General features: G+C 72.4%; 10 protein-coding genes. 6 read left to right on the plus strand and 4 right to left on the minus strand.

The window, feature by feature from the left end:
* Positions 1-120: 120 nt before the first annotated feature.
* Positions 121-1,359, minus strand: a complete 1,239-nt coding sequence (locus ACQPZK_RS23215; protein ID WP_433535007.1) for an extracellular catalytic domain type 1 short-chain-length polyhydroxyalkanoate depolymerase — start codon at positions 1,357-1,359, stop codon at positions 121-123.
* 211 nt (positions 1,360-1,570) lie between these two features.
* Between ACQPZK_RS23215 and ACQPZK_RS23220 the strand changes: the two genes are divergently transcribed.
* The 4 genes from ACQPZK_RS23220 (at position 1,571) to ACQPZK_RS23235 (ending at position 7,042) form a co-directional block, all read left to right on the plus strand.
* Positions 1,571-3,397, plus strand: a complete 1,827-nt coding sequence (locus tag ACQPZK_RS23220; RefSeq protein ID WP_433535008.1) for a DUF3488 domain-containing protein — start codon at positions 1,571-1,573, stop codon at positions 3,395-3,397.
* Between the two features lie 62 nt (positions 3,398-3,459).
* The gene (lipB, locus tag ACQPZK_RS23225) at positions 3,460-4,101 is read left to right on the plus strand and encodes a lipoyl(octanoyl) transferase LipB (protein ID WP_433535009.1); all 642 of its coding nucleotides are present in this window, start codon (positions 3,460-3,462) and stop codon (positions 4,099-4,101) included.
* A gap of 287 nt (positions 4,102-4,388) precedes the next feature.
* Positions 4,389-5,384: a lipoyl synthase gene (lipA, locus tag ACQPZK_RS23230; RefSeq protein WP_433535010.1), complete on the plus strand. Its 996-nt coding sequence runs from the start codon at positions 4,389-4,391 to the stop codon at positions 5,382-5,384.
* Positions 5,385-5,437: 53 nt separating this feature from the next.
* Positions 5,438-7,042: a hypothetical protein gene (locus ACQPZK_RS23235; RefSeq protein ID WP_433535011.1), complete on the plus strand. Its 1,605-nt coding sequence runs from the start codon at positions 5,438-5,440 to the stop codon at positions 7,040-7,042.
* Between the two features lie 15 nt (positions 7,043-7,057).
* Here ACQPZK_RS23235 and ACQPZK_RS23240 read toward each other — a convergent pair whose 3' ends face one another.
* Positions 7,058-9,967 carry a helix-turn-helix transcriptional regulator gene (locus ACQPZK_RS23240; RefSeq protein WP_433535012.1) on the minus strand — a complete coding sequence of 970 codons (2,910 nt, stop codon included), beginning with the start codon at positions 9,965-9,967 and terminating at the stop codon, positions 7,058-7,060.
* Positions 9,968-10,047: 80 nt separating this feature from the next.
* A complete protein-coding gene (locus ACQPZK_RS23245; RefSeq protein WP_433535013.1) occupies positions 10,048-10,218 on the minus strand; it encodes a hypothetical protein in 171 nt (56 codons plus the stop codon).
* 206 nt (positions 10,219-10,424) lie between these two features.
* Here ACQPZK_RS23245 and ACQPZK_RS23250 point away from each other — a divergent pair, with 206 nt between their 5' ends.
* Positions 10,425-11,108: a DUF4191 domain-containing protein gene (locus ACQPZK_RS23250; protein WP_433535014.1), complete on the plus strand. Its 684-nt coding sequence runs from the start codon at positions 10,425-10,427 to the stop codon at positions 11,106-11,108.
* A gap of 236 nt (positions 11,109-11,344) precedes the next feature.
* Here ACQPZK_RS23250 and ACQPZK_RS23255 read toward each other — a convergent pair whose 3' ends face one another.
* Positions 11,345-11,743, minus strand: coding sequence for an RDD family protein (locus ACQPZK_RS23255; RefSeq protein WP_433535015.1), 399 nt, complete (start codon positions 11,741-11,743; stop codon positions 11,345-11,347).
* A gap of 261 nt (positions 11,744-12,004) precedes the next feature.
* Between ACQPZK_RS23255 and glnA the strand changes: the two genes are divergently transcribed.
* Positions 12,005-13,429 carry a type I glutamate--ammonia ligase gene (gene glnA / locus ACQPZK_RS23260; protein ID WP_433535016.1) on the plus strand — a complete coding sequence of 475 codons (1,425 nt, stop codon included), beginning with the start codon at positions 12,005-12,007 and terminating at the stop codon, positions 13,427-13,429.
* The last annotated feature ends 52 nt before the right edge of the window (positions 13,430-13,481 follow it).

A 13,481-nucleotide genomic window follows, 5' to 3' on the forward strand; every position in this document is an offset into this window, starting at 1 on the left:
CCACCGAATGCCCCAGTTGATCAAGAGGTTCGCGTCATCCGGAGGCCGGATTCTGACGCAAACCTCTTGATCACCGGGACGTTCGGTGGGTGGGTGTGGGGGTGAGGGGTGGGTGGGGGGTCAGCAGCCGATCACCCAGTAGTTCGGGGCGGTCTGCTTGAGGGTGCTCGTGTAGAAGGTGTTGTAGAGGCCCATGCGCTGGTTCGAGCCGTTGGCGTAGGCGTAACCGCCGGACTGGTACGCCCGCCCGGCCGTCACGTGGGCGTAGTTGGTCGCCGTCACGCAGGTCGGCGACGCGGTCGGGGTCGGGCTCGCCGTGGGCGTCGCGGTGGGGGTGGGCGACGGAGTCGAGGTGGCCGGCGGGGTCGTGGGGGTGGTGCCGCCGGTGCTCAGGCCGAAGAAGAGCGCGTCGCGGTACGTCGAGCAGATCGTGTCCAGGAAGTAGGCGGCGGCGGTGCCGCACTGGTCCGTGCCGGAGCCCGGGTCGACGGGCGTCCCGTGGCCCATGCCGGAGACGCGGTAGAGGCGTACCTCGTCGTTGCCGTACACCTCGAGGCTGGTGTTGCCCGGCAGCGACGACGTGCTGGTCGGCGTCTGCGAGATCCCGCGCACGTTGGTCCACTGGTCGCGGGACTCGGTGCCGTTCAGCGGGGTGACCGTGGTGTCCGAGGTGCCGTGCCAGATGGCGACCCGGGGACGCGGGCCGGTGTAGCCGGAGTAGGCGCCACGGACCAGGTCGCCCCAGGCCGCCGGCGTCTTGTCCGTGCCCGGGTTCATGCAGCTGAACGCGTTGACCATGCTGGTGGCGCAGCGGTACGGGATGCCCGCGATGATCGATCCGGCGGCGAAGACGTCCGGGTAGGTGGCCAGCATGACGGCGCTCATCGCGCCGCCCGCGGAGAGGCCGCTGACGTAGACCCGCGAGCCGTCGACCGCGTAGTTCGCCTTGGCGTGGTCGACCATCTGCTTGATCGACAGCGCCTCGCCCTGGCCCCGGGCCGTGTCGCCGGTCTCGAAGAAGTTGAAGCAGGAGTTGGCGTTGTTGCCGGAGGGCTGCTGGGCGACGATCAGCGTGAACTTCCAGAGGTCCGCGTATTTCTGCCAACCAGAGTTGGCGAAGTAGCCGGAGGCGTTCTGGACGCATCCGTGCAGCAGCACCACGGCCGGTGAGTTGGCCGGCAGGTTGTCCGGCCGGTAGGCGTACATGGCGAGGTTGCCCGGGTTCGAGCCGAACCCGGTGACCTGGGTGAGGGTGGCGGCCTGGGCGGGCGCGGCGAGGGTGATCGCGCCCGCCAGAGCGAGGACGAGCCCGGCGACCGCGCCGATCAGCCGGGTGAGGGTGGACGAGGAGCGGCGCACGACGGCCTCCTGAGGGGGCAGACTGTGAACTGGGTCACGGTCAAGTTGCCGAGACGTTACGACGGTGTGTCGCCGACCCGATATGGGGCGCGTTCACACATTCACGACAGCCGTTGTGTACGCCGAACTCCTCCCGCCGCAGCCGCACCGGAGCTGACGACAACCGCCGGTCTGACCGGCTCGTCCAGGTCCGATTGGTAACGTCCGCTGCGTGCCGTCCTCCCCGTCGCTGGCCACCGGGCCCGCACCAGCGTCGTCACCGCGTACCCGTCGGGACCTCCGGGCCGACCTGACCGTCGCGCTGGTGGCGCTGGCGCTCGCCGTCTGGGTGACCAGTGGGCTCTGGCGGGACCCGAACGTCCGCACGATCACCGTCAACTCCAGCGACCAGGCGCTCTTCGAGTGGCTGCTGGCCTTCGGGGGGCACGCGGTCACCCACGGGGAGAACCCCTTCTTCACGTACCTGATCAACGTCCCGGACGGCGTCAACCTCGCGGTCAACACCTCGATCACGGTGTACGCGGTGGTCTTCGCCCCGCTCACCTACCTCGTCGGGCCGCCGGTGACGTTCCTCGTGATCCTCACCCTGAACCTGTTCGCCACCGCGCTGGCCTGGTACTGGCTGCTCTCGCGGCACCTCGTACGCAGCCGGCTCGCCGCCGCCGTGGGTGGCCTCTTCATCGCCTACTCCCCCGGCATGGTCTCGCACGCCAACGCGCACCTGAACTGGACCGCGGGCTGGCTGGTCCCGCTGTTGATCTGGCGGCTGTTCGCGCTGCGGCGGCCCGGGCACTGGCTGCGCGACGGGGTGATCCTCGGCGCGCTGGTCGCGGTGGCCTTCTCGATCGCTGCCGAGGGCCTGTTCTTCGCCGCCCTCGCGCTCGGCGTGTTCGTCGCCGTCTGGGCGCTGCACCCGGTCCACCGGGCCGAGGCCCGCGCCGCGCTACCCACGTTCCTGCGCGGGCTCGGCGTGACCGCCGTGGTGGCCGGCGTGCTGCTGGCGTACCCGCTGTGGTTGCACTTCGCGGGGCCGCAGCGGTTCCACGGCACCGGCTTCGACCCGGTGATCCACTCGGAGGACATCGCCGCGTTCGTCGCGTTTCCGCGCCGGTCGTTGGCCGGTGAAGCGGGGTTGGGCACCGCGCTGGCGCCGAACCCCACCGAGGAGAACTCGTTCTTCGGCGTCCCTCTGCTCGTGCTGGCCGTGGTCTGCTTCGTCGCGCTGTGGCGACGCGCCGACCCCGGCCGTCGGGCGGTCCTCTGGGCGCTGGGCGCCGTCGCGGTGATCTTCTCGGTGCTGTCCTTCGGGCCGGTCGCGAAGGTCGACGGACGTCGTACCGACCTGCCCATGCCGTTCGACATCCTCGGCCAGTTGCCGGTGGTGAACGCCGCGCTGCCCGCCCGGCTGGCGCTGGTGGTGGCCCCGGTGATCGGGGTGCTGCTGGCGTACGCCGTCGATCAGTTGCGGGCCGCGCCACCCCGGCACCGTTCGACGGAGCTGGCCTGGGCGATCGGGTTCGCGGTGGCCCTGCTGCCGCTGCTGCCCACCCCGCTGCTGACCGACGAGCGGGAGCCGATCCCACGGTTCATCACCTCGGGCACCTGGCGGGAGTACGTCTCCGACGGCAACACGCTGACCCCGGTGCCGCTGACGGTGGACATCTATCCGGACGGCCAGCGCTGGCAGGCGTACGCCCTGTCGCACCGGCAGGGCGAGTTCGACATCCCGGGTGGCTTCTTCCTCGGTCCGGGCGGCCCCGACGGGCGGGGCCGGATCGGTCCGGTGCCGCGCACCCTGAGCGCGCTCATGGACCAGGCCGGCCGCACCGGGCTGGTGCCGATCATCACCGACGGCACCCGGACGGAGGTCCGGTCCGACCTGCGGCACTGGCGGATCGAGACGCTGGTCCTCGCCGACGCGGTGCACGGCGCGAAGTTCGAGGTGGACGAGGAGGCGGTCCGGCGTACCGCCACGGCACTGTTCGGCGAACCGCAGCGGGTCGACGACGTCTGGCTCTGGCGCGTCCCACCGGCCTGACCGACCATTGGTGAGACGTCTCACGAGCTATCGAAGCCGGGTACGGGACTAGGCTGGATGCCGTGACGACGACGACCCCGGGCCTGACGGCCGTCCGTGCCGGCCTGCTCGACTACCAGGCCGCCTGGGACGAGCAGCGGCGCCTGCACGAGTCGGTCGTGGCCGGCGAGCGCGGCGACACGGTGCTGCTGTTGGAGCACCCGAGCGTCTACACCGCCGGCAAGCGCACCGAGCCGTGGGACCGTCCCATGGACGGCACCCCGGTCGTCGACGTGGACCGCGGCGGCAAGATCACCTGGCACGGGCCGGGTCAGCTCGTCGGCTATCCGATCCTGCGGCTGCCCGACCCGGTCGACGTGGTGGCCTACGTCCGTCGGACCGAAGACCTGCTCATCGACGTGTGCGCCGAGTTCGGCCTGGCAGCGGGCCGGGTCGACGGGCGCAGCGGAGTCTGGGTGCCCGAGGACGACCGGGGGCCGGCCCGAAAGGTGGCCGCCATCGGCATCCGAGTGGCCCGGGGCGTCACCCTGCACGGCTTCTCGATCAACTGCGACTGCGACCTGACGTACTTCGACCGGATCGTGCCCTGCGGCATCCGCGACGCGGGCGTCACGTCGCTCACCGCCGAGCTGGGCCGCACGATCACCGTCGCCGACGTGCTGCCGGTGGTCGAGCGTCGCCTCGCCACCCTCATCGAGGTCTGAGCCCTCCGGCTGGAGACCGCATCCCGGCTGAGCAGCGGCCGAATCCCTCGGCTGCGCGGAGGACCAAGGGTCTGCCTCGCGTGCCGATTCGCTTACGACATCAGCTCCAAAGGGTCCGCAGACACATGACGGGCCCGCGCGATGGCCCCGGCCGGGTGTACGGCGGCCCCCTCCGAGCGTGTGACGCCATTTTTCGGCTCGCCGGTGTCCGGCGTCACAACGTCTGCGGCGTGACGCCGGTCGCCTGACCCACATAGACGGCCACCATCCGGCGTAGGCTCGTTTTCGTGACGATCGAGCACTCCGCGCCGACGACCGGCCAGGCAGCGCGTACCGCAACGGCCGCCCCCGAGGGGCGTCGCCTCCTGCGGATCGAGGCGCGCAACGCCGAGACGCCGATCGAGCGCAAACCCCCGTGGATCAAGGTCAAGGCCAAGATGGGCCCGGAGTACACCCAGTTGCGCGGGCTCGTCTCGCGCGAGGGGCTGCACACCGTCTGCCAGGAGGCCGGCTGCCCCAACATCTACGAGTGTTGGGAGGACCGGGAGGCCACCTTCCTCATCGGCGGCGACCAGTGCACCCGGCGCTGCGACTTCTGCCAGATCGACACCGGCAAGCCGGCCGAGTTCGACGCCGACGAACCACGTCGCGTCGCCGAGTCGGTCGTCTCGATGGGCCTGCGGTACGCCACCATCACCGGTGTCGCCCGGGACGACCTGCCCGACGGCGGCGCGTGGCTCTACGCCGAGACCGTCCGGCAGATCCACGCGCTCCAGCCGGGTTGCGGCGTCGAGCTGCTGATCCCGGACTTCAACGCCGTTCCCGAGCAGTTGGCCGAGGTGTTCGGCTCCCGGCCCGAGGTGCTGGCGCACAACGTCGAGACCGTGCCGCGCATCTTCAAGCGCATCCGGCCGGCGTTCCGCTACGACCGCTCGCTCGACGTGATCCGTCAGGCGCGCGCCGACGGCCTGGTCACCAAGAGCAACCTCATCCTGGGCATGGGCGAGGAGCGGGCCGAGATCTCGCAGGCGCTGCGCGACCTGCACGAGGCCGGCTGTGAGCTGATCACCATCACGCAGTACCTGCGCCCCTCCCCCCGGCACCACCCGGTGACCCGCTGGGTCAAGCCGGAGGAGTTCGTGGAGCTGCGCGAGGAGGCCGAGGAGATCGGCTTCGCCGGAGTGATGAGCGGGCCGCTGGTGCGCTCGTCGTACCGCGCCGGCCGGCTCTACCAGCAGGCCCTGGACGCCCGCGCCGCCAGCACCGTCGTCACCGCCGGCTGACCCGCCGACAGCGCCGCACGGACCGTGCGGCGCCCGGGTGTCATGATCGTGCGATGACCGCCGGGGTACGCGACCAGCCACGCGGCGCGGATCGACCGCGCCCACGGCTCGGCACGCGCCTCGGGACGGTCGGCCGGCTCACCGGGCTGGCCCTGCTCGGCGGCGTCGGCTACCGGCTCTGGCTGCTGGGCCACGCGACTCCGCCGACGAACAGCGACGAGGCCACCATGGGCCTGGCCGCGCTGCACATCGCCCGGGGCGAGGACTTCCCGGTCTGGTTCTACGGCCAGCAGTACATGGGCACGCTGGAGGCGTATTTGGCCGCGCCGGGGTTCGCGCTCGCCGGCCCGTCCCTGCTCGCCCTGCGGCTGCCCACGCTGGCGCTGTACGCGCTGTTCCTGCTGCTGGCCTGGCGGCTGACGCTGCGGTTGACCGGGGACCGCTGGTTCGGCCTGCTGGTGGTCGTCCTGCTCACTCTCGGATCCGACCGGATCGTGAAGAACCAGTTGATCGCCGGCGGCGGCTACCCCGAGATGAACGTCGTCGGGGTGGCGCTCGCCCTGCTCGCCGTGGACCTGGCCGCCGGCCGACCCGGGTGGCGGCTGACCCGCTGGGCGACCTGGGGGTTCCTGGCCGGCCTGATGCTCTGGGTCGACCCGCTGGTGCTGCCGTACGTGGCGGCGACCGGCGCGGTGCTGGTCGCGTTCCGCCACCGCGAGCTGCGCGGGCGGGTCGGCGCGCTGGTCGGGGTGGCCGTCCTGCTGGGGGCCGCCCCGCTGCTCACGGACAGCCTGCTGACCGGCCGGAACCCGGTGCACGCGGTGCTCGCCGCAGGCGGCGCCGACGCCACCGCCGGGTGGGCCGCCCGGCTGCACGGCGGGTTGCTGGTCGGGCCGCCGCTGGGGATGGGCTTCTGCGGCCCGGGCGCGTGCGCGACCTGGCAACTGTGGTGGGCGTACGCGCTGCCGGTGTTGCTCGTCGTCGCGGCCGGCACGGCCTGGCGCACCCTGCGCCGCCCGCCCGCATCGATCGGCCCGGAAGATGATTCGCCGCGCGTCGCGGGAGCGGTACGGCTGGCGCTCGTGCTGGCGGCGGTGGCGACGCTCGTCGCGTACACCGTCAGCAGTTCCTCCGGCCTGACCCCGACGGAGAGCGCCCGGTACCTGTCCACCCTGCTCGTCTGCGTGCCGGCGCTGCTCTGGCCGGTCTGGACCCTGGCGCGGTCGGGGTCGACGGCGGCCCGGCCGGTCGGGCTCGCCGTCCTGGCCGCCACGCTGCTCACCACCGTCTGGGCCACCGCGCAGGCGGCGCGGACGGCCTCGGCGGCCCGGGCCGCCGAGGCCCGGCACGCCGAGCTGGTGACCACGCTGCGCCACCTCGGTGTACGACACGTACGCGCCGGCTACTGGACCTGCAACCGTCTGACCTTCGCCAGCGCGGAGCGGGTGGTCTGCGCGGTCGTCGACGACGACCTGCGCCCCGGCTTCGACCGTTACCCCGCGTACCGCCGCGAGGTGGAGCGCGCGGCGGCGCCCGCCTGGGTGGCGCCGACCGGCTCACCGCTGGCGGCCCAGCTCGACGCGCGACTGGGCGCCGGCCCGGACGCCCTCGACCTGGTCACCCTCGACGGCTGGCGGATCTACCTGCCGCGCGGCTGACGGTGGCCGCTGCCGTCAACGCTGGGCGGCGGGCTCGGCCAGCAGGCCGAGGCGGTGGGCCAGCGCGGCGGCCTCCCCCCGGTTGGTGACGTCCAGCTTGGCGATGATGCGGGAGACGTGCACGCTCGCCGTCTTCGGCGAGATGAACAGGCGCTCGGCGATGCGGCTGTTGCTGTGCCCCTCGGCGACCAGCCGCAGCACCTCCCGTTCCCGGGACGTCAGGACATCCGGGCCGGCCGCACCGGTGCCCGCCCCACGCAGACCGACCCGCCGGGCCAGGGTGGCGGCGGTCCCGGCCAGCGGCGTCGCGCCGAGCCGCCGGGCGATCTCGGCCGCCTCGGTGATCGCCGCCGACACCTCGTCCCGCTCGCCGGCCACCGCGGCGGCCTCGGCCAACGCCAGCAACGCCCGGCCCAGGGGGTACGGCTGCCCGTCGGCACGCCACGCCCGCACCGCCGTCCGCCACGCGGGCAGCGCCTCGCCGTCGGCCGCCAGCAGAGCGCTGACCTGGGCGGAGTGCGCCCGAGCGGCCGGGTGCCGCGCCGGCAGGTCGGCCGCGAGCGCGGCCACGGCGGCGGCCAGCTCGTCATCACCCGTCCGGGCGGCGGTACGCGCGGCAGCGCTCAGCACCGGCCAGCCCTCACGGGGCAGCTGCGGCAGGCTCTCGTCGGCCACCGCGACACGGGCGGCGCGTACCGCCTCGGTCCTGTCGTCGGCCGCCAGCGCCGCCTCGATCCCCAGCTCGTGCAGGGGCAGTCGGTGGTTCGGCCACAGGTAGGGCCGGCCGAGGAAGGCCAACGCCCGCTCGACCAGCTCGTCGGCGCCCGGGTGCGCCCGGGCCAGTCGCAGACCGGCGCACACCTGGAGCCAGTGCAGACCGGTCACCCCGGAGAGGTCGATCCGGGCCGCCTCCGCGCACACCGTCTCCGCCTCGTCCCAGCGGCCCAGCGCGATCAGCGCCTCGGCCCGGTTGGACAGCAGGTACGCCCCGGTCGAGCGGCTGATCCCCACCCGGCGCGCCTCGGTCATCCCGGCCTCGGCCGCCTCGGCGGACTCGGCGTAGCGGCCCGCCTCGCAGAGCATGTCGGACTGGAACACCTTGGCGAGCACCAGGGCCGGCACGTCACCCGACGCCCGGGCCGCCGCCTCGGCACGCTCCAGCTCCACGAGCCCTCGTTCGCCGTCCCGTTCGCCCTGACAGAGCAGCGCGATCCGGGTCGCGAGCAGGGCCGGTTCCGCGCCGAGCGCCTTCGCGTCCGTGGCAGCCTCGGCGGCCACCCGGGCGGCCTGCGCAGCATCGATCTTGACCAGGTGGGTGGCGATGTCGGCGAGCAGCCGGACCCGCTCGACGCCGGGTGGACCCCCGGCCGCCAGCCGGTACGCCTCGTCCAGCTCGCGACGGCCGTCGCTCTTGCCCAGCAGGGCCATCAGCCGGCCCCGCTGGTCCAGCAGGCGGGCGGCGCGCAGCGGGGCGGCGTCGGCGTCCACCTCGGCCAGTCCGGCGCGGGTCAACGTGATGGCCCGGCTGAAGTCGCCGGCCGTCACCGCCGCGTCCAGCGTCTGCTCCAGCAACGCCAGATGGTCCATGCCGAGCAGGTCGGCCGCGTCCGGCACCAACTCCCACAGCTCCAACGCCCGCTCCAGCAGGCGACGCTGCTCGGCGTACGCGTACCGGTCGGCGGCGGCGCAGGCCGCGACCCGTGCGGCGACGAGGGCACGGGGGTGGTCGTGCGCCGCGTACCAGTGGTGGGCGATCTCGGCCGGAGCCCGGCCGGCGACGACCAGGTGCGGCTGCGCCTCGATCGCGGCGGCGAACCGCGCGTGCAGGCGGGCGTGCTCACCGGGCAGCAACTCGTCGTGCACGGCCTCGCGGACCAGAGCGTGCCGGAACTCGTAGTCGCCGTCCCGGTCGGCCACCACCAGTTGGGCGGCGACGGCGGCGCGAAGCGCGTCCTCCAACTCGGCCTCGGGCAGGCCGGCGACCTCGGCGAGCAGGTCGTGGGCGAAGCGCGTGCCGCCGGCCGCGGCGATCCGCAGCACCCGCTGGGTCGGCTCGGGCAGCCGGTCCACACGGGCCAGCAGCAGGTCACGCAGCGTCTCGGGGATCGCCGCGCAGCCGATCGGGTCACCGGCCACCGCCAGTTCCTCGATGAAGAACGGATTGCCCTGCGTACGGTTGTGGACGTCGTCGACGGCACGCGGCGCCGGCTCGCCGCCGAGCAGATCGGCGAGGATCGCGCCGGTGCCGTCACGGTCCAGCCGGCCCAGCTCGACCCGCTCGACACCGCGGGCCCGGTCCAGCTCGGCGAGGAACGGGCGCAGCGGATGCCCGCGCTGCAACTCGTCCGTGCGGTACGTGCAGACCAGCAGCAGCCGGCCCGGCCGGGCGGCCCGGACCAGGAAACCGATCAGATCGCGGGTGGACCGGTCCGCCCAGTGCAGGTCCTCGATCACCAGCAGCAGCGGCCGGACGTCGGCGAGCCGCTGGAACAGCTCGGCGACCAGGTCGAACAGGTATCCACGCGGGGCGTCGATCAGCGGTCCCGCTCGCGACACCGTCGACGCCGAGGGCGCCCGGCCCAACTCCGGCAGGAGACGGGCGAACTCCGCCTCGAAGCCGGCGAACACCTCCGCGCCGTCGGACCGCAGCACCGCCCGCAGAGCCGCGGCGAACGGGGCGAACGGCAACCCCGCCTCACCCAGCTCCAGGCACTGGCCGACCAGGACCCGGGCGCCGGAGGCGGTGGCCCCGGCCGCGAAGTCCTCCAACAGCCGGGTCTTGCCCACCCCCGCCTCACCACCCACCAGCACGGTGGCCGGTTCGCCCTTCCCGGCCCGACCCAGCGCGTCGTGCAGCGCCGCGATCTCGCGCTGGCGGCCAACGAGGACGGAACTGGCGGCGCGTACGGTCACGGGACCGAGCATGCCAGAACCGGACGACACCGCGACCCCGCCGATCGGCGGGGTCGCGGCAGCGCGTGAGGCGGCGGGTGGAGCCACGGCGGTCACCGGCGGTCGTCGCCCGCGCGTCGGACCGGCTGGCGGCGGCCCGTCCAGGTACGGCCGGCCCGGCGCGGCATCGAGCGGGCCAGCCGCTCCGCAGCGGCCTCGGCCCGCAGCTCAGCGGCATGGGTACGGTGCAGGGAGAGCAGGAAGTCCACGTCGTTGCCGAACATGTCAGGCTCCTTCATCGCGTCGTCGTCCTCTGCCGACAACTCTTCGCGTGAAGGCCCCACCCCGGCATGGGCACACCGCCTCATCTTCCCCAGCGGCACCCTCCTTACCCGTCCGATCCGGGCCGCTGAGGCGACGTAAGGTACTCAGCCGGGCGGCACCCGGACGCGGATCAACCCGGGCGACGGGGACCACTAGACTCTGCGGCATGGCAAAGCCCCAGGAGAAGGTCTCGTTCGGCCAGCGGCTGAAGCAGATCGGGATGGTGTTCCAGTTCACCGCCAAGCAGGACCGGTGGTTCGCGCCGCTGGTCGCCGCAGCGGTGCTCATCCCGCTCGCGCTCACCGTGGTCGCGGTGATCCTCTGGAGCTGGATCTGGCTGCCGCTGGGCATCCTGTTCGCCCTGCTCGCGGTGCTGATCGTGCTCAACCTGCGGTCCAACAAGGCGATGATGAACGCCGCCGAGGGCCAGCCCGGCGCGGCGGCGCAGATCATGGAGAACATGCGCGGTGACTGGCGGGTCACGCCGGCCGTCAGCTCCACCACCCAGATGGACATGGTCCACCTGGTGATCGGCCGGCCGGGCGTGATCCTGCTGGCCGAGGGCAACCCCCAGCGCGTACGCGGCCTGCTCGGGCAGGAGAAGCGTCGACTGGCCAAGGTCATCGGCTCCGCCCCGCTGCACGACTACGTGATCGGCCAGCAGGAGGGCGAGCTGCCGATCCGCAAGCTGCGCAACACCCTGCTGCGGCTGCCCCGCGCGCTCAGCGGCAAGGACGTCAACGCGCTGGACAGGCGCCTCAAGGCGCTCACCGCCCGTCCGCAGATGCCCAAGGGCGCGATCCCGAAGAACATGCGCCCGCCGGGCGGCGCCCGCCAGCCGCGACGCTGACCCCGTACCCGAAAAAGAGCCGGACCCCCACGGGTCCGGCTCTTTCGCGCCTCGCGCCTCGCGCCTCGCGCCTCGCGCCTCGCGCCTCGCGCCCCGCGCCCAAGATCCGCGCAACTTCCCCGATGTTGCTGCCTCCGACGCGCGGGAAGCAGCAACATCCCCGAACTTGTGCGGATCTCCGCGCCGGGGGCGGGATGGCGGGCGAGGGCTCGCCCAGCGGCGGGCGGTGCCGGGCGTCAGGCGCGGGGGGCGTCGACGACGACGGAGTCGACGAGCCGGTCGTGTACGCCCCGGCGGTGCTGGTCCATGATCAGCGCGGGGACGACGAGCGCCAGCAGCACGCCTCGGGCCAGCGCGCGGAGCACGCCGATCCGGCCTCCGTCGTGCCAGTTCACGCAGCGGACCTTGGTGATGTACATGCCCGGCGTCTGGGCGAACAGGCCGAGGAAGAGGCCGTACTCCAGGATCAGCACGAGCACCGGCGCCCAGCCGTCGCGTACCGGGTCGGCGAAGATGTTGGCCACCAGAAGGGAGAGCACCCAGTCCACGATCAGCGCGCCGAAGCGCCGGCCCAGGCTCGGCGGGGTGAAGGTCGGGTCGGTGGCCGGCGATGCCGGGACGTGCGGACTGGTCACAGCGATCAAGGGTATCCGCGTCGGAATCGAGGCCGTCGAGGTGCCGTCCCCACTGCGTGCCGATTCGGGCCAATGACCTCAAGTGTCATTACACTGGCACAGCCGGTACGACGTTCGCGCAGGCTGAGTGCGTGGACAGGAGCATCCCTGACGCTCCGCGAGGGACGTAACACGGCAGAAACACTGAAGACATGGCCGGGCAACTCCCCGGCCATAGCGTCGCCAGGACGCTAGCCACCCGTGGACGTGCCAGGAGGATGTGTGTTCGCCAATCCCGAGGAACTGCTGCGATACCTCAAGAACGAGGACGTGAAGTTCGTCGACGTGCGTTTCTGTGACCTGCCCGGTGTGATGCAGCACTTCAACCTGCCGGTCGAGTCCGTCAACGACGACCTCTTCACCGACGGCCTCGCGTTCGACGGCTCGTCGATCCGCGGTTTCCAGGCGATCCACGAGTCGGACATGCTCCTGCTCCCGGATGTCGCCACCGCGTTCATCGACCCGTTCCGCGCGCAGAAGACGCTCGCGCTGAACTTCTTCATCCACGACCCGTTCACCCGCGAGGCCTACAGCCGCGACCCGCGCAACGTCGCGAAGAAGGCCGAGGCGTACCTGGCGGCCAGCGGCATCGCCGACACCGCCTACTTCGGCGCCGAGGCGGAGTTCTACATCTTCGACTCGATCCGCCACGAGACGTCGGCGCACCAGTCGTTCTACTACATCGACTCGATCGAGGGCGCCTGGAACACCGGCCGCGACGAGTCGGGCGGCAACCTCGGCTACAAGACCGCCTACAAGGGCGGCTACTTCCCGGTGCCGCCGGTCGACCACTACGCCGACCTGCGTGACTCGATCGTGCGTCGCCTGGTCGACACCGGCTTCACCGTGGAGCGCTCGCACCACGAGGTGGGCACCGCCGGCCAGTCCGAGATCAACTACAAGTTCTCGACGCTGCTGCACGCCGGCGACCAGCTCCAGCTCTTCAAGTACATCGTCAAGAACGAGGCCTGGGCCAACGGCAAGACCGCGACGTTCATGCCCAAGCCGCTCTTCGGTGACAACGGCTCCGGCATGCACACCCACCAGAGCCTCTGGCTCAACGGTGAGCCGCTCTTCTACGACGAGACCGGCTACGCCGGCCTGTCCGACACGGCCCGCTGGTACATCGGCGGTCTGCTGCACCACGCGCCGTCGCTGCTGGCGTTCACCAACCCGACGGTCAACTCGTACCGTCGCCTGGTCCCCGGCTACGAGGCCCCGGTCAACCTGGTCTACTCGCAGCGCAACCGCTCCGCCTGCACCCGCATCCCGGTCACCGGCGCCAACCCGAAGGCCAAGCGCGTCGAGTTCCGCGTGCCGGACCCGTCGGCAAACGTCTACCTGGCCTTCTCGGCCATGATGATGGCCGGCCTGGACGGCATCAAGAGCAAGATCGAGCCGCCGACGCCGATCGACAAGGACCTCTACGACCTCCCGCCGGAGGAGTGGGGCGACGTCAAGCAGGTTCCGGGCTCGCTGCCGGCGGTGCTCGACTCGCTCGAGGCCGACCACGACTACCTGCTCGAGGGCGGCGTCTTCACCCCCGACCTGATCTCCACCTGGGTCGACTGGAAGCGCGCCAACGAGGTCGACCCGGTGCGTCTGCGCCCGACCCCGCACGAGTTCGCCATGTACTACGACTGCTGAGCAGTTCACCGCTACACCGGCCGGGCCGGCTCCGCCATCGCGGAGCCGGCCC

The sequence above is a fragment of the Micromonospora sp. CA-249363 genome (assembly GCF_050950185.1).
In the GTDB taxonomy this organism is placed as follows: Bacteria; Actinomycetota; Actinomycetes; order Mycobacteriales; family Micromonosporaceae; genus Micromonospora.